The organism is Embleya sp. NPDC025285 (genome assembly GCF_055558835.1).
In genome coordinates this window covers 1-16525 of the sequence record NZ_JBVHLU010000159.1, presented here as the reverse complement: position 1 = coordinate 16525, position 16525 = coordinate 1, and the positions used below count along the sequence as shown (strand labels likewise).

Sequence of the window (16525 nt, the reverse complement as noted above, 5' to 3'; positions counted from 1 at the left end):
CACTCACCGACCTCCCCGCCGCATCCCGCCCGAGCATGGCAAGACTGGACCAGGCCCTGGGCCAGGACGACCCCGCCGCCCTGATCGACCCCCTCAACGCCACCCGCCCACACCTGGCCGCCGCCCACCCGGAACTGGCCGCCCGCATCCACGCCCTCGTGGACCCACCCGGAGCCGGCGCCACGACGTGAGGACCCGCCCGCTCCATGGCGGGGCCGCCGGCGCAACACTCTCACCGGCCTCCTCTGCCCAAGCCCCGAGGCCGCGTTCGGGCCAGACCTGCCGCAGCGCCGTGCGGCCCGAACGCCGCTGCGGAGCAGGTGCGTTCCACGGATCGGCGGAAAGGTCCCTCAGACGTCCTTGTCCGGGGGCACGGGGCGCTGTGCGGCCCATGCCTCCCGTGTCGCCTCGTCGACGGGCCGGTGGTAGCCGGGAGCCGCCCCGAACCCGAGCACGGACATCACCTTGCCCGCGACCACACCGAGCACGGCTATGCCCACCGCGACGGCGAACAACCACGGCCGTGCGAGGACAACGGCGAACCCCCCGAGGAAGGCACCCACCAGGATCACCGAAATCCCCGTCCACGACGCCGCCGATGCACCATGCTGCGCGCTCATCCGCTTCCCCCTTCTCGATCCCTCGGCCCGGGCTCCCGAAACAACCATCGGTACTCCGATGCGCCCGCCCGAAACCGCCCCGCAAGTTCGTCCGGTGATGCCCTCTACCCGATCCGGCGCGCACCATGTCGGCCGAGCACGAGCCATGCCGGCGAGGCGAAGTCCCCTTCGGCACAGGCCGATGCCAGGGAGTCAAGCCGTAGGCACCCCGCTTCCCGACGCGTCCTCGTCGGCGGTCGGCGCGGGCGCTTCTTGCGGTGGGCGCAGGCGGTCACGAAGACGCCGTACCCGTACTCGCCCGGCGCCGCGACGAACCGGGCGTCGTCGGCCCCGCTCTCCTCCTCCAGGCGGTGCCCACCGTCCCCGGGCCCCGCTGGTTCGGAGATGGTGGGAGAGCTGCCGCCGACCCGGACCCACTCTCTTCCGGGCCGGCCGGGAACTCTCCCACACTCAGACTTCGGCTCACCTCGACCGCACCGTGGACGATGCCCCGAAATGGTCAGCCGTGGGCTACGGAAGGGCTGCTGCGGCGCAGGCCACTCCGGCGACGAACGGGTTCACGAACGCGGCTGTGAGTGCGACCCCGCACGCCGCGACATCACCCGCACGAGCATCGACCACTCGATCATCGGTGCCCGGTGGTCCGGGGCCCGATCCGGATGGCCCTGCTCTCCGCAGACACCCACGCGGGCGGGATTCACTTCGGCCGGTCTCCGCAGAACTTGTGTTCCGCCGCCACGGGGTCGCGGGGGATGCGCAGTGTCGTGCGATGGTGGGAACCGGCGAGGTTGCGGAGGAAGCGGCTCGGGCTCAATGGTGCGCGGGTGGAGTCGAGGAGTTCCTTCAGGTCGCCGCACGAGAGCGCGTGCCGGGCGGCGGCCAGGTTCTCGGGGGTGACGCCCGGAACGCCGGGGGCCGGCAACTCGTGCATCGCAGGGTCGAGTTCGAGGGCGAGGAGCCAGACGTCGTCGATGAGTTTGCGGTGGCCCGGCCATTTGTGTTGCCAGCCCGGCGTGTATTCCAGGTGCGCGCCGACGGTGTTGGCCAGGCCCCAGACCTCGACGATGTACTGGTCGAGCGGGACCACTTGGCCGGTGACTCCGAGGAAGCCGCCCGGGATGGATACTCGGGCCGGGGCGTGATCCGGGTTCAGCGGCAGCATCGTGGTGGGCCGGCCATCGGGTCCGAGTCGCACCAGGACGGGACGATTCGCGGCCAATCCCGCGGCCGTCGACTCACGCAGTCCGGGGAACGTGAGGACCCAGTCACGTGTGTGGTCGGCGTTGGAGGTGCCGGTGATGCGGATGTCGCTGTCGCGAACCCGTGCGGTCGTCGAGGCGTCGTGCCCGTGGTAGGCCGCAGGGTGCCACGGGCCCACACAGGCCACGGCCCACACCCCCACGAGCGCGGCCACCGGGCTCGTCCAGCGTGTCGCGGGCAGTAGCAACCCGGGCATGAGCGCGAGGAACATCGCCGGGAGCAGCATCCGGGCATGCATGTAGTCCCCGCCGAGGTTGATCACGTAGACCGTGACGACCAGGGCCGACACGATCGGTGTGAGCGGCACCACCAGCTTGCGCCGGTCGGTCCGCGACCGGATCGACCAGGCCGCGAGAACGGCGAGGAACAGCAGGGCCGGCACGTACAGGACGTAGGGCGCGGTGAAGTCCCAGAGGTAGCGCATTCCGCGGCCCGGGTCGCTCGTGCCGGCCTCCTTGGTGAGCGCGGGCATCGGGACCAGCAGGCCGTAGTAGCCGGCACGGAAGATCTCGTACGCGATCGGCAGCGCGCTCGCGGCCGCGATCCGTGCGACGCACGCGCCGCGGCCGGGCCGCGCCACGAGCAACGCACCCACGAGGAACACCCCGGTGACGAGCGCCAGATCGGGCCGCACCAGGACCCCGAGCCCGTACCAGACGGAATCCGCGCACGCCGGACCCGCGCTCGTCCCGCTGCGGGACCGCACGAGCAGCCACCAGCAGCCGGCGAGCCAGAACGTGCCGAGCCCGGTGTCCAGACCGGCGGTTGCGTAGTCCCAGAAGACCGGCACCGCCAGTGGCACCAGCACACCCGCGGGAAGGAGCAACCTGCCCGCGGGCTCCGTGTACAGACGCCTGGTGGCGTCGAGTGCGACGGCCACTCCCGCCGTGGTCAGCACCAGCCCCGCCATGACCGCGACGAACCCCAGGTCGCCCGGCGTGATCGCGCCGAGGAGAACCAGCAGCCACTGCCACAGCGTGCTCGTATTGGCCTCGACGCGCTCGTCCACGTTCAGCACGGGGCCGTTGCCGGCGAGGATCTGGCGGACGGTCCGCAGGAAGATGACGCCGTCGTCGGCGAGAGCCCGATGCCGCCACCCGAGCACTCCCAACACGATCGTGGGCACCATCACGGCCAACGCGTTTCGACGTCGAAACCGTGCGAGGGGGCCGGGTACCGACGGGTCGGGGGGCTCAGCCGCGGCTTCGTCGATGCCAACCGGGAGGAGCGACGGGTTGGCCATGGGTCCTCGGGTCTCTTTGTTGTTCGGACACGGGCTCTCGACCCACATGTGCGGACGGCCCGGTTCCCGGGCCCACCTTGCGAGACGCTAATCGGCAGGCCGGCGGAATCGACTGGGGAAACGCGACCGTTGTTCCGGGACGGCGACGTGATTCCGGGGATGGTGCTTGGTGTGGGGACCGAGATGTTGGAGATTGGCCGGGGTACTTCCATTGGCCGTCCGGGTGACGGCGGAGAAGCCGTCTTCTTACCGAACTTGGCGTCGGTTTACAGGACTTGGATCCTCGGTGGGGTGATGTTGCTGCTGTCGGCGCATGAGGGCAGGGCCTCTTGGAATCTCGGTGGCTGTCGAGACCGTACGAGATGTCCGGAAGGCCCTGTTGTCACGGTTCTAACGTGGTTGCGGGAGGCAAGTCCAATCCGTTCCGTCCTGAGTGTGACTGCCTCGCGCATGTGTACGGGAACGCGGGCGGACGCGCGCCGGATCCTGCTCCGTCGCGACGCCGTGTCCCTGCCGGGGTCGGCCGAGTTGCGTGTTCTGCGCGGCGTGGCGGAGGTGTTGACGAGTGTCGAGGCGCGACCGCGCTGGAATCCGTCGTCGAGGTCATCGCGAACGGTGGGCCGATGCACGCACCCGGTCGGTGGCGGCCGATGGCGAGCCGGTTGGGTGACGCGTGGCGTTCCGCCGCCGTGTTGGCCAACTCCGCCGGTGAGCCGGGACGGGTTGCCGAGACTCTGCTCGGACGCTACCGGCTTCGCGGGTCCTGCCGACAACGAAGCCCTGGATCGGTCCATCGGTTTGGCCCTGAATGATTTGGACTGGGCGGGGGGTTCCCTCCGAAGTGACCGCTCGCCGGGCGCCCTGGCTCGAGGGTGATCGGTCGTCCCTGCCCGTCACGGTCGGAGTCGTCGAGGCGCTTCCGGGCGTGGGAACGACCTGGGCGAAGCGGCCGATCGATGGCCTCCATTCGGCGGCGGCGTATGTGCACGCGTCGGTGGGCGGCGTGGATGTGCGTGCCGAGCGATGCCGGGGGCCTGTTCATCCGGGGCCGGGGTTGGGTTCATCTGTCGTGAGGTCGGATGGTGGACGATGCGGGGATGACGAGTGACCGGGACGGCACATGCCACAGCACGACCGGGCAATTCCCTTGGCTCGTGGGGATGCCGAAGCCCTGGCCACCACGCTGAAGGCCGTCGCCGACCCCAAGCGCCTGCAACTGTTGAGCCTGATCGCCACGTCCCCCGGCGGGGAGGCTTGTGTCTGTGATTTGTCGGGTTCTCTCGGGTTGCGTCAGCCCACGGTCAGTCATCACCTCAAGGTTTTGATCGACGTGGGGCTGCCGACTCGTGAAGAGCGCGGTACCTGGGCCTGGTACACCCTCGTCCACGATCGCCTCGGCCTGGTGGGCACCATCCTGAACACGGTGATACCCGCACGCTGATCCGCTCGATGTCCCCTGTCGACGACCCGGCTTCGCCGTCCCGCGTCGGTCGCCTCTTCAGTCCTGTTCCCCGGTGATCTCGGTGATGAGGGTCCTGATGCGCTTCTCGATCTCGTCGCGGATCGCGCGGACGGCGTCGACACCTTGGCCGGCGGGGTCGTCGAGGGCCCAGTCGAGGTAGCGCTTGCCGGGGAAGATCGGGCAGGCGTCGCCGCAGCCCATGGTGATGACGACGTCGGAGGCTTGGACGGCCTCGGTGGTGAGGACCTTGGGGGTCGCGTGGGAGATGTCGATGCCGACCTCCTTCATCGCCTCGACCGCGGCCGGGTTGACCTGGTCACCGGGGATCGAACCGGCGGAGCGGACCTCGATGGCGCCTTGGCCCAGGTGTTCGAGGAAGCCTGCGGCCATCTGGGAGCGGCCGGCGTTGTGGACGCAGACGAACAGCACGGAGGGCTTGTCGGACATGGCGGGGTCCTTTCGGTACAGGTGTGGAGCCGGACGGCCAGGAGTGTGGCGTGGCGGTGGTGGTGCGCAGGTCGGTGAGGAGTGCGGTGACGCGGGTGTCGATCTCGTCGCGGATGGTGCGGACGGTCTCGGCCAGGCCGCCGCCGGGGTCGGCGACGGGCCGGTCCGCGTGGCGGCGGCCCGCGACCGGGGTCAGGGCGTCGAGGCAGCCGAGGCTGATGACCACGTCGGCCGCGGCCACGACCTCGTCGGTGATCGCCTTGGGGAACGCCTGGCCGGCGTCGATGCCGATCTCGGCGACCGAGGCGACCACGGCCGCCTCGACCTCCGAGCCGGGTGCGGTGCCCGCCGACCACGCCCTCGCGGCGCCGTCGGCGTGCCGGTTGAACAGGGCGGCGGCGATCTGGGAGCGCCCGGAGTTCGCGGCGCACACGAACAACACGCGCGGCTCGCGGTCGGCGTTCGCGGTGTGCGCGAGCGCGTCCAGGCGCTCGGCGGTGAACCGCTCCGCGAGCAGCGGCAGATGCGTGGTCACGGTGGCGGCCGCGGCCAACGCCTCGCACGAGGCGTACAGCACGGATCGCACCGTCGTCGCCGAGAACACGCCCGCGTACGCGGTGGTCAGGCGCCGCTCGCCGCCGGCCGGCAGGGCAACGAGGGCGCGGGGCATGGTTGGGCTCCTCGGATCGGGGGTTCGCTTTCCGCGTCCCACACCAGTAACGTATCAGTCCATGATGATGTCAGTCGATGCTGATGTGTTGAAGGTGCTCGCGGACCCGCTGCGCCTGCGCATCGTCTCGCTGCTCGCGGGCGAGGCGCTGTGCGTGTGTCACCTGATCGAGGAGACCGACGCGAGGCAGACGAACCTGTCCAACCACCTCAAGGTGCTGCGCGAGGCCGGCCTGGTGGACACCGAGCCGTGCGGGCGCTTCGTCTACTACCGCCTCAGGCCCGAGGCGCTCGACGTCGTCGCCACCGCCCTGGGGGATCTCGCGGCCACCGCGCGCGAGACCGCCGCGAACGCCCGGAAGAGGCCCTGCTGATGACCGCCACCGACAGCCCGCGCGCGACGGCGGACGGCTCCGCCGCGATCGTCGGCAAACTCTCCACCCTGGACCGGTTCCTGCCGGTGTGGATCGGCCTGGCCATGGCGATCGGGATCGGCCTGGGCAAGCTGATCCCGGGTCTGGACGACGCGCTGTCCAAGGTCGAGATCGGCGGCATCTCGCTGCCGATCGCGCTCGGCCTGCTGCTGATGATGTACCCGGTGCTGGCGAAGGTCCGCTACGACCGCCTGGACACCGTCACCGGCGACCGCAAGTTGATGGCGTCGTCGTTGGTGATCAACTGGATCATCGGCCCGGCGATCATGTTCGCGCTGGCCTGGATGTTCCTGTCGGATCTGCCCGAGTACCGCACCGGCCTGATCATTGTCGGGCTGGCTCGCTGCATCGCGATGGTGATCATCTGGAACGACCTCGCGTGCGGCGACCGCGAGGCCGCTGCGGTGCTGGTCGCGCTCAACTCGGTCTTCCAGGTCGTCATGTTCGGCGTCCTGGGCTGGTTCTACCTCGATCTGCTACCCGGATGGCTCGGATTGGGCGACGGGGAACACCTGGACGTGTCGTTCTGGAAGATCGCCGTCAACGTGATCGTCTTCCTCGGCATCCCCCTGCTGGCCGGATTCCTCACCCGCCGCCAGGGCGAGAAGGCCAAGGGACGCGACTGGTACGAGACGAAGTTCCTCCCGAGGATCGGGCCGGTCGCCCTGTACGGGCTGCTGTTCACCATCGTCATCCTGTTCGCGCTCCAGGGCGACACCATCACCAGCGAGCCCGGCGACGTGGCCCGCATCGCCCTGCCGCTCTTGGTCTACTTCGCGGTGATGTGGTTCGGCTCCTACGCCATCGGACGCGGTATCGGCCTCCCGTACGACCGCACCGCCACCCTCGCGTTCACGGCGGCGGGCAACAACTTCGAGTTGGCCATCGCGGTCGCCATCGGCACCTTCGGTGTCACGTCCGGCCAGGCCCTCGCGGGCGTCGTCGGCCCGCTGATCGAGGTGCCCGTGCTGGTGGCCTTGGTCTACGTGTCGCTGGCGTTCATGCGGCGCGCGCGAGAGTCCTCGTCCGTGTGACCTTCCGGATGGCGGCCCGGGTGCTCCCCGCGCCCGTGCCCCCACCGCGAAGCCCTCCCCCGAGGGCCGCCGGAAAGGTCGGCAGCCGCAGGCGCCCGGCTTGTCGGCGCGGATGATCGCCGAGCTCATCCCGTCGGTGATCTCGTGGGTCGGCAGTGCCGCGGGTCGACCGGCTGGGCCCGACCGGATCGTTGCGCCTGCGCCGCACCCGACGGCGTTCGTGCGGGCCGCGCGGTGTGCGGCCGACGACGTGGCCCTGCCCGTCCGGCGCCGTCGGGCACGTTCGATACTGGCCCGGGGAGTCCGGGTGGTTCGGGAAGGGGCCGGCGTTGACGTGGTCCGGCGGCCTGCTCGGCTTCACCGCGGGCATGCTGATATCGGTCGTGACCGCCCCGGTCGGTGTCTCGGGCGCGGTGTTCCTCCTGCCGGTACAGGTCAGCGTGCTGGGGGTGCCGAGCCCGGCGGTGACGCCGACGAACCTGCTGTTCAACGTCGTTGCGGGGCCCGGTGCCCTCGCGCGATACCGCAGAGCCGGGGCCTTGGGCGGGCCCCTTGCCCGGCTGCTGATCCTGGGCAGCGCGCCGGGGGTGGTGATCGGCGCCGCGGTGCGGGTGTTCGCCGTTCCCGGGCCGAGGGTCTTCCGGCTGCTGGTCGCCGCGTTGCTGCTGCCGCTGGGGGTCTGGTTGTGCTCGCGCACGCTGCGTCCGGCCCGCGCTCGAACCGCGGCGCCGCCCTCGCCGCGGACCACCCTCGCGCTCGCGCTCGGCGTCGGGACGGTCGGCGGGATCTACGGTATCGGCGGCGGGTCCATTCTCGGGCCGATCCTCGTGGGCCGCGGGATGCCGGTGGCGGTCGTGGCCCCGGCCGCGCTGGCCTCCACGTTCGTCACCTCCCTGGTCGGCGCGGGCACCTACGCCGCCCTGTCCGTGGTCGCGCCCGGCGACGTCGCCCCGCGGTGGCTGCTCGGTCTGGCGTGCGGACTCGGCGGATTGATCGGCGGGTACCTCGGCGCGCGCCTGCAGCCGCACGTGCCCGAGACGGCACTGCGGCTTCTCCTCGGCGCCCTGGCGGCCGCCGTCGGCGTCCTGTACGCCGTCCAGGGCACGCGCTGAACCCTTCCGCCTCCGGGCGCCGCCCGTCGGCCGGCCTCAGACGTTGCGGGGTGCGGACATGATGACGCCCTGATCTGCCTGGTCGGCGTCGCCGTAGACGTCCAGGACGCCGCTCGCGTGGGCGGGCGTCATGCGGGTGACGGTGAACATGGGCGCGCCGGCGGGGGCGATGTCGGTCACTGCTTCTCCGGATCGGTGGTGGGGATGCTGCCGACGGCGAGGAGGGTGCCGGCGACGGCCAGGACGGCCAGGACGGCGAACATGTGCGGGTAGCCGCCCAGGGGTTCGGCCAGGGCGGCTCCGGCGAACGGCGCGAGGGCGGAGGCGGCCATGATCGGCGCGGCGAGGATCCCGGACAGGGCGCCGTAGGACGCGGTGCCCCACCGGTCGGGGATCGCGGTGGCCTGGAGCAGGGTGGTGATGCCGCGCGCGGTGCCGGCGAGGACGGCGACCGAGATCAGCAGCCACACCGGGCCCGGCACGAACGCCAACACGATCGTGGTCGCGGCGGCCGTGGTCAGGACCCAGGTGGTGCGGGTGCGCACGCTCGTCGAACGGGCCAGGGCGGCGTAGCCCAGGCGTCCGGCGACCTGGCCGACGCCGCCCAGCCCGAGTGCCCAGGCGGCGAGGGTGGTGCTCGCGCCGCGCTCCGTCAGGAGCGGGACGAGGTTGATCATGACCGCGTACATCGCGAAGCACGCGATCGTCAGCGAGAGAACCAGGAGCACGAACGGGCGACTGCGCACCACCGACCGCGTTCCCGCGTTCGCATGGGCCCGCGCCGCATCGGGGGCGGGGGCGGGCGCCTTCGGCCACGGGCGGCGCAGGATCACCGCGTGGACGGGGATGGTGACCCCCGCAAGGATCAGGGCGAGGACGAGGTAGACGCCGCGCCAGGAAAGGTGGTCGGCCAGCGTCGCGGTCAGTGGGGCGAAGACGGTGCCGGCCAGGCCCGCGACGAGGGTGACCGTGGTCAGCGCGGGGACGTGGTTCGGGGCGTTCCAGCGGGTGAGGGCGACGAACGCGGGTTGGTAGAGCACGGCTGTCATCGCCGCCCCGGCGAGCAGCCACGCGGCGGTGAAGCACCAGATGTTGGGGGCGGCGGCCACGGCGATCACGGCCACCGTTGCGAGGGCCGAGCCCAGGGTCATGGCGGCGTGGGGGCCGCGTCGGTCGAGTACGCGGCCGAGCGGGATGCCGCCGACGGCGGCGACGATCAGTGCGGCGGAGAACGCGGCGGTGGTGGCGGGCGGGGACCAGCCGGTGTCGTCCTCGATCGCGCCCGCGAGGACGGGGAAGGCGTAGTAGAGGATGCCCCAGCTGGTGATCTCGGTGACGCACAGCCCGATCAGGACGGCGCGCAGCCGCGGCCGATGCGGATCCTCGGTCGCGGCTGCGCGGGCGGTGCGGGTGGGTGCCGTCACCGGCGCCTGCTCTCGGCGCGGCGCCGGCCGTGACGGGGGTCAGGCATCGGCGCGCTCGGCGTCGCCCGAGTAGCCGTGCACCCGCCCGGTCGCGAACCCGACCCCGGCACCGATGGTGACCGGTTCCGGGGCGGGTGTCCCGCAGCACGACGCCGCGACCGGCTCCGGCTCGGCGGCCGGGGCTCCGCAGCAGGAGGCTTCCTCGACGACCGGCTCCGGAGCACACGTCGAACCGCAGCCGCCGCCGGCCTCGTCCTCGCCGGGCAGGTTCGTGGAGCACACGCCGGTCTCCGGGAGTTCCAGGTGCACGGTGTCGGCGGCCTCGCGGTCGCCGGCGAGTGCGGCGGCGATCGAGCGGACCTGCTCGTAGCCGGTCGCCATCAGGAACGTGGGGGCGCGGCCGTAGGACTTCATGCCGACGATGTAGAAGTCGGTCTCGGGGTGGGCGAGTTCGCGTTCGCCGTGTGGGGGCACGGTGCCGCAGGAGTGGAAGTTGGGGTCGATCATCGGCGCCAGCTTCACCGGGGCCTCGGTGCCCGGGTCCAGTTCGACGCGGACCTCGCGCAGCATGTCCGGGTCGGGACGGAAGCCGGTCGCGGCCACCACGGTGTCGACGGTGATCTCGCGCCGGCCGTCGGGAGTGGTGCCGGCGACGGTCACGCCCTGCTCGGCTGGGGCGAAGCCGGTGATGGTGAAGTTGCGGACCAGGGTGATCGCGCCCGCCTCGACCGCCTGCTTGACCCGGGAGCCGAGCGCGCCGCGCGCCGGGAGCCCGTCGGCGTCGCCGCCCCCGTACAGCCGCGCCACCGACGCGCCGCGCACCACCCACGTGATCCGGGTGCCCGGTTCGGCGTCGGCGAGTTCCACCAGCGAGAGCAGGGTGTTCGCGGCCGAGTGCCCCATGCCGACGACCAGGGTGTGCCGGCCGGCGAAGCGGTCGCGGTCACGGCCCGGAACGTCGGGCAGGGCGCCGGCGATGTACGGGGCCGCCTCGACCTCCCCGGGGGCGAGCAGTCCGGACTCCCCCAGGGGGTTCGCCCGGCCCCAGGTGCCGGACGCGTCGATCACCGCCGCCGCCTCGATGTCCTCGACGCGACCGTCGGCGCCGGCGACCCGCACGAACAGGGGGTGGGTGTCGCGGTCGATGGTGCGGGTCTTGTCCACGCCGCGCCGCGCCACCGCGATCACGCGGGTGTTGGTGCGGATGCGCGGCGCGAGTTGCTCGGTCGCGGCCAGTGGGGCGAGGTAGGCGTCGACCAGTTCGGCGCCGGTGGGCAGTTCGCCGGCGGGCGGGGCGGTCCAGCCGGTGGGCTCCAGCAGGCGGCGGGCGGCGGCGTCGGTGTCGTACTCCCAGGGCGAGAACAGCCGCACGTGCCCCCACTCGCGGATCGCCGCGCCCGCGGCGGGCCCGGCCTCCAGGACCAGGGGGTCCAGGCCGCGCTCGATCAGGTGGGCAGCGGCGGCCAGGCCGATCGGTCCGGCGCCGATGACCACGACCGGGCGGGTCTGCTGCTGTGGCGTGCTCATGGCAGGGCTCCTCGAACGTTCGACGACGATGATTGCTCGACAACAAACGCAACTGTAAACAGCAAATACTGTTGATAGCAACATGTGCCGTGGTTCAATGGGGTCATGACGAACACGCTCGACGTTCTGCTGATGGACCCCGCCGTCGGCGACACCGCCGCGACCCGGGCACACACCCTCGCCCCGCTCCTGAAGGCGCTCGGTGACGAGAACCGGCTCACCCTGGTGCTGCTGTTGGCCGAGCGCCCGCACACGGTGCGCGAGCTGACCGACGCCACCGGCATGGGCCAGACCCTGGTCAGCCACCACCTCGCGCCCCTGCGCGAGCAGGGCCTGGTGACCGTGACGCCGCGTGGGCGAGCGAACGTGTACGCGCTGTGCTGCGAGGCGCTGGTGACCCCGATGCGCCTGCTCGCCACCCTCGCCTCGGCCAGCCCCGAGGGCCTGGACGCCTGCCGCACCGGCGCCGACTGCGGCTGACCCGCACCCCTCAACAACCGGCGTCGCCGGCGCATCCGGTGGGCGGGCAGCACTGGATCAGGTACGCCTTGAGCGCGTCCAGGCGCTGTGCGATGCGCTCGGGGTCCGCGCGGTAGCGCACCGCCCGACCGTCGCGCACCGACACCAGCAACCCGCCGCGCTTGATACGACAGCCTCACACTCTTCTCCCCGGCACGGTTCTCGTCCCTGCCCGGCGCCCCGTTCCCGGGCGATCCGGACCGCTACCCCACCCGCGACGAGGTCGTGGAATACCTCCGCGCCTACGCCGCCCGCCTGGACGCCGACATCCGCACCGACACCCGGGTCACCGCCGTGACCCGCGACGGCGACGCCCTTCTCGTCGAAACCGAGGGCGGCGCCCGACTGTCGACGCCGAGGGTGATCGCCGCGACCGGAGGCTTCGGCCGCCCCCACCTTCCCGCTCTCCCCGGCCTGGACGTCTTCGAGGGGCGGGTCCTGCACGCCTCGCACTACCGCAACCCCAAGGACTTCGACGGCATGCGGGTCGTCGTCGTGGGCGGCGGCAACTCGGCCGTGCAGATAGCCGTCGACCTCGCCGACGTCGCCCGCGTCTCGCTCGCGACGCGAGGCCCGTTGAAGTGGGCCAAGCAGCGTGTGCTGGGCAGGGACCTGCACTGGTGGCTGGGGCACACCGGCCTCGACATCGCCCCACTCGCCAAACAGCTCGGCGGCAAGACCATGGCGGTCATCGACGACGGCCGCCATCACGCGGCACTCGAGACCGGGAACCCCGACCCGCGGCCGATGTTCGCCCACCTGACCACGAACTCGATCGTATGGGCCGACGGCCCCGACGAACGCCTCGACGCCGTCGTCCTGGCCACCGGCCACCGCCCCCCTGGACTACCTCGACGCCGCCGGCGCCCTCGACACCGACGGCCTGCCGCTGCACGACAAGGGCGTTTCCACCACCGTCCCGGTCTCGGCTACGTCGGCCTGGAATGGCGGCGCAGCCTGTCCTCCGCGAGCCTGCGCGGCTCCGCCCGCGACGCCGCCCACGTCCTGAACCGACTCCGCGAGACCGTGCGCCGACCGGGCCCGTGTCGGGTCAGCCCGCCGCGAGCACGCCCGCCAGCATCGCGAGCGCCTGCGGATCGATTCGGTAGTACACCCACGTGCCCCGGCGCTCGCTGGTCACCAGCCCGGCCTCGCGCAGCTTCTTCAGGTGATGGCTGACCGTCGGCTGGGACAGGCCGACGTCCGGCAGGTCGCACACGCACGCCTCGCCGTTCGCGTGCGAGGCGATCGCCGAGAACAACCGCAGCCGCACCGGATCACCCAACCCCTTGAACATCACCGCCAGGCGTTCCGCGTCCGACACTCCCAGCGCCTCGCGCACCACCGGCGGGCAGCACGCCGCCCCGCTCGACCCGACCACGTCCAACCCCAGAGACTTCGACATCCTTCGATATTGACAGATGACGAATCAAGAGCCAAACTCTCTTGTATCGACAGACGTCAATACAGGAGGTCGTCGTGAACGCCGTCATCGAAAACGCCCGCCGCACCCTGGACGCGGCCCGCGCCCACCGCCGCGAACGCCGCCTGGGCGACGTCGTCCTGCCCGAGGGCACCGGCGAGGTCTGCGACAACCGCTGCCGCGCCCGGGCCCACCTCGACCGCACCCGCGCGTCCGTGTCCGCGTACTCCCGCTGAACCGCCCACCCGACCACCCCGCACCCACCGGAGGATCACCATGTCCCGCGTCCAACTCGCCCTGCGCGTCGCCGACCTCGAAGCCTCGATCGCCTTCTACACCAAGCTCTTCGGCACCGAACCCGCCAAGCTCCGCGAGGGCTACGCGAACTTCGCCGTCGCCGAGCCGCCGCTCAAGCTCGTGCTGATCCAGGGCGAGCCCGGCAACGACACCGTCATGGACCACCTCGGCGTCGAGGTCGAGACCACCGACCAGGTCACCGCCGCCACCGATCGCCTCGCCGACGCCGGCCTGACCACCCGCGAGGAGAACGACACCACCTGCTGCTTCGCCCTCCAGGACAAGGTCTGGGTCAGTGGCCCGGGCAACGAACCCTGGGAGGTCTACGTGGTCAAGGCCGACGCCGACACCATGACCAAGGCACCCGACAGTGCTTGCTGCACCCCCATTGCCGACACCCCGGCAGGGGTCGGCGCGGGCGAACAGGTCACGAGCGGCTGCTGCGGCTGAGGCCAAGGCGCACAGGTCACGAGCGGCTGCTGCGGCTGAGGACCAAGTGGACAGGCTCGGCGTCGGTGCAACGCAAATCCCGCGGCGCAGCGGCGGGCGACACCGATCGAGGGGCCACCCGCGGCGGCCACTCATGCACGATCGCCGGACCCGCACACCTGCCGGGACGGGGCGGGGCAGGCGTCGCCTCGAACCGTCGTCGACGACGACTCCTCGTCGACCTCACCGGTCTCGGTAATCACCACACGTACGTGGAATCGGCATGAACGACGCCCGTGCTCCGAGCATCCACGGGCAGGCCGTACCGCGCTTGGCCACACCCCGGTGACCGCGCCGCACCCGAACCTTCGCAAACCCGGTCGAAAAGGCGGCCGAACCACACGGGATCGCACTGCACTACGCCGATGGCCCTCGGCGCGCGGCCGGCATCGCACTCGGCGAGCTCACGAGGGTGTCGCTCCGCAGGGTAATCACATCCTGCAGCACCTTCGTGTGTGCGACACGGAGGTGATGTGGACGAGGTGGCTGTCCGGCGGGCATACAGAGCATGTATGGATGCTCGATCTTCGCCGATTTCAGGTGCTCCGGGCCATTGCCTCGAGTGGTTCGTTGGTTGGGGCCGCCCGCGAACTCCTCTACGGACAGCCGAGCATCAGCTACCATCTCGGCGCGTTGGAGGCGCGGACGAACGCTCGACGTGGGATCACGTGACGAGTCGGGCAACGTCGACCCGAACCGTTCGCAGCACGCTGCGAACGGTTCGTCGCCGAGGCGAGGTTTCGCCGGTACGGCGAACTCGCCGACAGGTGCTCGACGAAGCCTCGCAAGGAGGAGACCGCCTTTCGGCGGGCATCCTGGGCAGTGCTGCACTGCGCCGCCACTACGCGCCGCCCTCACGCCTACACGCGCCCTCGCCGTGTCGGCCACCCTGTCGTCCCCCGCTCACGGCGGCCGGCGGAGCGCGGCCTGCAGTCGCGCCCGCCGGCCGCCGTGAGTCAGGACCCACTCGGTGGACACGGTCGCGGGCGTCAGGTGGTCTTGTTCATCACGTGTTTGATCCGGGAGTAGGAGTCCAGCGCGTAGACCGACAGGTCCTTGCGTACCCGGAGTGCTTGAAGCCCCCGTGTGGCATTTCGGTCGCGTACACGCCGTGGCAGTTGATCCACACGGTGCCGGCGTCGATGCGCTGGGCCAGGCGGGCACCCGTCGCCGCGTCACGGCTCCACACGGACGCCGCCAGGCCGAAGGGCACGTCGTTGGCCAGTCGGATCGCGTCGTCCTCGTCGGTGAAGGGCTGGACGGTGAGGACCGGGCCGAAGACCTCGTCCTGCACGATCGCGTCGCCCTGGCGTACGCCGGTCACCACGGTCGGCGCGAAGAAGAACCCGGGCCCGGCGGCGGGCGCGCCGCCGGTGACGACGCTGGCGTGCTCGGGCAGGCCCTGGAGGTAGGCACTCACCCGGGACAGGTGGGCCCGGCTGTCGACACCATGACGTCCCGGCGAGTTGTCGTCGCCGTGCCGCGGACCCCGGCAGGTCGACTGCGCCCCGTCCCGGCCTCGCCGGCCTTGCGTGACGGGCTCACCCGGCAGATGCCGACCGGATCGGTGATCGAGTGACGTGCTGCAGCGTGCCCAACGACATCACGGCCTCGGCTGCGACGGCGCGCGAGGACGCCCGCACTACTCGGTCACGAACCGGTGCGTTGCGTACAACCGCGACCAGGCGTTTGTGACGAACCGGAGTCTCGACGTACGACATGGCATTCCCTCCCGGTCGGATGACCGAGGTTTCGTCGTGCCCGGTCCGTTGTCCGAGGCGTGCCGTCAGCTTGCCTCGGCATCGACACCGGCTGCGCGGAGGTAGTCGCCGACGGCCGTGTGGTTCTTCGTGAGAACTTCGATCTTCTCGGCCATGCGATCGCGAACCTGCTCAAGGGCGGCAACCATGTCCGGCGTCACATAGGGCATGTGAATCGTCCGAGGGCTGTCCAGGCACGGCAGGATCTGCCTGATGATCCTCGTCGGCAGGCCGACGTCGAGCAAACCCCTGATCTGGCGGACCCGATCGACCACGTAGTCGTCGTAATCCCGGTATCCGTTGTGCAGACGCTCCGACACGATCAGATTCCGCGCCTCGTAGTAGCGCAACATACGCACCGGCGTACCCGTGCGCTTCGACAGCTCACCGATCCTCACGTGCGAACCTCCCCCTCTAACGGCAATACCGGTGTTTTAGGTCTTTCTGCGGCGGGTTGGGGTGGTGCGGGTCGGTCCGACGAGCGTGACGTCGGGTGGGTTCGGTGGGGGTGTGCTGCGGTGCTCGGTTCGCTTGAGCGCCCAGTTGGACATCTTGCGCTTGATGACGCGGGGGTTGGAGCGTAACCGCCTCGGCGGCAGGGGCCGTTCGTGGATCTCACACAGGGTGGCGAGGAGTGCGACGGCGAGTCGGGAGGGGGGAAAACGCCGCCTGATCGGTGACGTGGCGGCGGACGACGCGCAGGGTTCGGATGAAGGACAGCCTGTCCGGGTCGCAGTCCGCGTCCCGAGCGGCGTGGTGCATCAGGTCGCGCAGGGCGTGGTGGACCAGGAGAACACCGAGGATC

The 16525-nt window shown here is 71.2% G+C and carries 19 protein-coding genes and 3 pseudogenes; 10 read left to right on the top strand and 12 right to left on the bottom strand.

Annotated elements, in window-relative coordinates; translation table 11 throughout:
• A pseudogene (locus tag ACZ4FV_RS48905) lies at positions 1-191 on the top strand (type III effector protein); the annotation flags it as partial.
• Between the two features lie 159 nt (positions 192-350).
• Here the strand turns inward: ACZ4FV_RS48905 and ACZ4FV_RS48900 are convergent.
• Both ACZ4FV_RS48900 and ACZ4FV_RS48895 read right to left on the bottom strand, forming a co-directional pair.
• Positions 351-620 (bottom strand): HGxxPAAW family protein, encoded by a 270-nt coding sequence (locus ACZ4FV_RS48900; protein WP_402238698.1) that lies wholly within the window; start codon positions 618-620, stop codon positions 351-353.
• Positions 621-1317: 697 nt separating this feature from the next.
• Positions 1318-3009, bottom strand: coding sequence for an arabinofuranosyltransferase AftB family protein (locus tag ACZ4FV_RS48895; protein ID WP_465327721.1), 1692 nt, complete (start codon positions 3007-3009; stop codon positions 1318-1320).
• 1234 nt (positions 3010-4243) lie between these two features.
• On the opposite strand from ACZ4FV_RS48895, the gene ACZ4FV_RS48890 reads away from it, so the two are divergent.
• Complete coding sequence (locus ACZ4FV_RS48890; protein ID WP_465327719.1) at positions 4244-4564, top strand: ArsR/SmtB family transcription factor; 321 nt, start codon at positions 4244-4246, stop codon at positions 4562-4564.
• Positions 4565-4621: 57 nt separating this feature from the next.
• Here the strand turns inward: ACZ4FV_RS48890 and ACZ4FV_RS48885 are convergent, their stop codons facing one another.
• Both ACZ4FV_RS48885 and ACZ4FV_RS48880 read right to left on the bottom strand, forming a co-directional pair.
• Positions 4622-4975 carry an arsenate reductase ArsC gene (locus tag ACZ4FV_RS48885; protein WP_402238705.1) on the bottom strand — a complete coding sequence of 118 codons (354 nt, stop codon included), beginning with the start codon at positions 4973-4975 and terminating at the stop codon, positions 4622-4624.
• Entirely contained in the window at positions 4902-5702 is an 801-nt protein-coding gene (locus tag ACZ4FV_RS48880) for an arsenate-mycothiol transferase ArsC (RefSeq protein WP_465327717.1), read from the bottom strand. Before ACZ4FV_RS48880 ends, ACZ4FV_RS48885 begins: the two co-directional genes overlap by 74 nt.
• A gap of 61 nt (positions 5703-5763) precedes the next feature.
• Between ACZ4FV_RS48880 and ACZ4FV_RS48875 the strand changes: the two genes are divergently transcribed.
• The 3 genes from ACZ4FV_RS48875 to ACZ4FV_RS48865 all read left to right on the top strand — a co-directional run bounded on the left by ACZ4FV_RS48875 (position 5764) and on the right by ACZ4FV_RS48865 (position 8281).
• The gene (locus ACZ4FV_RS48875; RefSeq protein ID WP_465327715.1) at positions 5764-6075 is read left to right on the top strand and encodes an ArsR/SmtB family transcription factor; all 312 of its coding nucleotides are present in this window, start codon (positions 5764-5766) and stop codon (positions 6073-6075) included.
• The gene (gene arsB / locus ACZ4FV_RS48870) at positions 6075-7169 is read left to right on the top strand and encodes an ACR3 family arsenite efflux transporter (protein ID WP_465327713.1); all 1095 of its coding nucleotides are present in this window, start codon (positions 6075-6077) and stop codon (positions 7167-7169) included. The genes ACZ4FV_RS48875 and arsB overlap by 1 nt, the downstream gene beginning before the upstream one ends.
• Before the next feature lie 329 nt (positions 7170-7498).
• The gene (locus ACZ4FV_RS48865) at positions 7499-8281 is read left to right on the top strand and encodes a sulfite exporter TauE/SafE family protein (RefSeq protein WP_465327711.1); all 783 of its coding nucleotides are present in this window, start codon (positions 7499-7501) and stop codon (positions 8279-8281) included.
• Between the two features lie 36 nt (positions 8282-8317).
• Here the strand turns inward: ACZ4FV_RS48865 and ACZ4FV_RS48860 are convergent, their stop codons facing one another.
• Genes ACZ4FV_RS48860 through ACZ4FV_RS48850 form a run of 3 tightly spaced genes read right to left on the bottom strand, consistent with a single transcriptional unit; the run spans position 8318 to position 11232 of the window.
• On the bottom strand, positions 8318-8461 hold the full coding sequence (locus ACZ4FV_RS48860) for a hypothetical protein (RefSeq protein WP_465327709.1): 144 nt from the start codon (positions 8459-8461) through the stop codon (positions 8318-8320).
• Positions 8458-9705, bottom strand: a complete 1248-nt coding sequence (locus ACZ4FV_RS48855) for an MFS transporter (protein ID WP_465327707.1) — start codon at positions 9703-9705, stop codon at positions 8458-8460. The genes ACZ4FV_RS48860 and ACZ4FV_RS48855 overlap by 4 nt, the downstream gene beginning before the upstream one ends.
• Before the next feature lie 39 nt (positions 9706-9744).
• A complete protein-coding gene (locus tag ACZ4FV_RS48850) occupies positions 9745-11232 on the bottom strand; it encodes an FAD-dependent oxidoreductase (protein WP_465327705.1) in 1488 nt (495 codons plus the stop codon).
• 105 nt (positions 11233-11337) lie between these two features.
• On the opposite strand from ACZ4FV_RS48850, the gene ACZ4FV_RS48845 reads away from it, so the two are divergent.
• Positions 11338-11712, top strand: coding sequence for an ArsR/SmtB family transcription factor (locus ACZ4FV_RS48845; RefSeq protein ID WP_395870943.1), 375 nt, complete (start codon positions 11338-11340; stop codon positions 11710-11712).
• A gap of 10 nt (positions 11713-11722) precedes the next feature.
• On the opposite strand, the gene ACZ4FV_RS48840 is transcribed toward ACZ4FV_RS48845, so the two are convergent.
• A complete protein-coding gene (locus ACZ4FV_RS48840) occupies positions 11723-11863 on the bottom strand; it encodes a hypothetical protein (RefSeq protein WP_465327703.1) in 141 nt (46 codons plus the stop codon).
• 50 nt (positions 11864-11913) lie between these two features.
• Between ACZ4FV_RS48840 and ACZ4FV_RS48835 the strand changes: the two are divergent.
• Positions 11914-12339 (top strand): annotated as a pseudogene (locus ACZ4FV_RS48835) (NAD(P)-binding domain-containing protein); the annotation flags it as partial.
• 463 nt (positions 12340-12802) lie between these two features.
• Here the strand turns inward: ACZ4FV_RS48835 and ACZ4FV_RS48830 are convergent.
• Entirely contained in the window at positions 12803-13156 is a 354-nt protein-coding gene (locus ACZ4FV_RS48830; RefSeq protein ID WP_395870941.1) for an ArsR/SmtB family transcription factor, read from the bottom strand.
• 74 nt (positions 13157-13230) lie between these two features.
• Here ACZ4FV_RS48830 and ACZ4FV_RS48825 point away from each other — a divergent pair, with 74 nt between their 5' ends.
• From ACZ4FV_RS48825 to ACZ4FV_RS48815, 3 genes are all read left to right on the top strand, one after another.
• Positions 13231-13410: a hypothetical protein gene (locus ACZ4FV_RS48825; protein WP_465327701.1), complete on the top strand. Its 180-nt coding sequence runs from the start codon at positions 13231-13233 to the stop codon at positions 13408-13410.
• A gap of 40 nt (positions 13411-13450) precedes the next feature.
• Positions 13451-13921 (top strand): ArsI/CadI family heavy metal resistance metalloenzyme, encoded by a 471-nt coding sequence (locus ACZ4FV_RS48820; protein ID WP_395870937.1) that lies wholly within the window; start codon positions 13451-13453, stop codon positions 13919-13921.
• Positions 13922-14431: 510 nt separating this feature from the next.
• Positions 14432-14632, top strand: a complete 201-nt coding sequence (locus ACZ4FV_RS48815; RefSeq protein WP_465327723.1) for a helix-turn-helix domain-containing protein — start codon at positions 14432-14434, stop codon at positions 14630-14632.
• Positions 14633-14966: 334 nt separating this feature from the next.
• Here ACZ4FV_RS48815 and ACZ4FV_RS48810 read toward each other — a convergent pair whose 3' ends face one another.
• The 3 genes and pseudogenes from ACZ4FV_RS48810 to ACZ4FV_RS48800 all read right to left on the bottom strand — a co-directional run.
• Complete coding sequence (locus ACZ4FV_RS48810; RefSeq protein ID WP_465327699.1) at positions 14967-15380, bottom strand: aldehyde dehydrogenase family protein; 414 nt, start codon at positions 15378-15380, stop codon at positions 14967-14969.
• A gap of 366 nt (positions 15381-15746) precedes the next feature.
• A complete protein-coding gene (locus tag ACZ4FV_RS48805; RefSeq protein WP_395870931.1) occupies positions 15747-16118 on the bottom strand; it encodes a MerR family transcriptional regulator in 372 nt (123 codons plus the stop codon).
• A gap of 217 nt (positions 16119-16335) precedes the next feature.
• Positions 16336-16525 (bottom strand): annotated as a pseudogene (locus ACZ4FV_RS48800) (IS4 family transposase); the annotation flags it as partial.

Bases quoted from the DNA above. Each gene is read 5' to 3' on its own strand.
- ACZ4FV_RS48900 (WP_402238698.1), bottom strand. From the start codon at position 620: ATGAGCGCGCAGCATGGTGCATCGGCGGCGTCGTGGACGGGGATTTCG.
- ACZ4FV_RS48895 (WP_465327721.1), bottom strand. From the start codon at position 3,009: ATGGTGCCCACGATCGTGTTGGGAGTGCTCGGGTGGCGGCATCGGGCT.
- ACZ4FV_RS48890 (WP_465327719.1), top strand. From the start codon at position 4,244: ATGCCACAGCACGACCGGGCAATTCCCTTGGCTCGTGGGGATGCCGAA.
- ACZ4FV_RS48885 (WP_402238705.1), bottom strand. From the start codon at position 4,975: ATGGCCGCAGGCTTCCTCGAACACCTGGGCCAAGGCGCCATCGAGGTC.
- ACZ4FV_RS48880 (WP_465327717.1), bottom strand. From the start codon at position 5,702: ATGCCCCGCGCCCTCGTTGCCCTGCCGGCCGGCGGCGAGCGGCGCCTG.
- ACZ4FV_RS48875 (WP_465327715.1), top strand. From the start codon at position 5,764: ATGATGATGTCAGTCGATGCTGATGTGTTGAAGGTGCTCGCGGACCCG.
- arsB (WP_465327713.1), top strand. From the start codon at position 6,075: ATGACCGCCACCGACAGCCCGCGCGCGACGGCGGACGGCTCCGCCGCG.
- ACZ4FV_RS48850 (WP_465327705.1), bottom strand. From the start codon at position 11,232: ATGAGCACGCCACAGCAGCAGACCCGCCCGGTCGTGGTCATCGGCGCC.
- ACZ4FV_RS48845 (WP_395870943.1), top strand. From the start codon at position 11,338: ATGACGAACACGCTCGACGTTCTGCTGATGGACCCCGCCGTCGGCGAC.
- ACZ4FV_RS48830 (WP_395870941.1), bottom strand. From the start codon at position 13,156: ATGTCGAAGTCTCTGGGGTTGGACGTGGTCGGGTCGAGCGGGGCGGCG.
- ACZ4FV_RS48820 (WP_395870937.1), top strand. From the start codon at position 13,451: ATGTCCCGCGTCCAACTCGCCCTGCGCGTCGCCGACCTCGAAGCCTCG.
- ACZ4FV_RS48815 (WP_465327723.1), top strand. From the start codon at position 14,432: ATGTGGACGAGGTGGCTGTCCGGCGGGCATACAGAGCATGTATGGATG.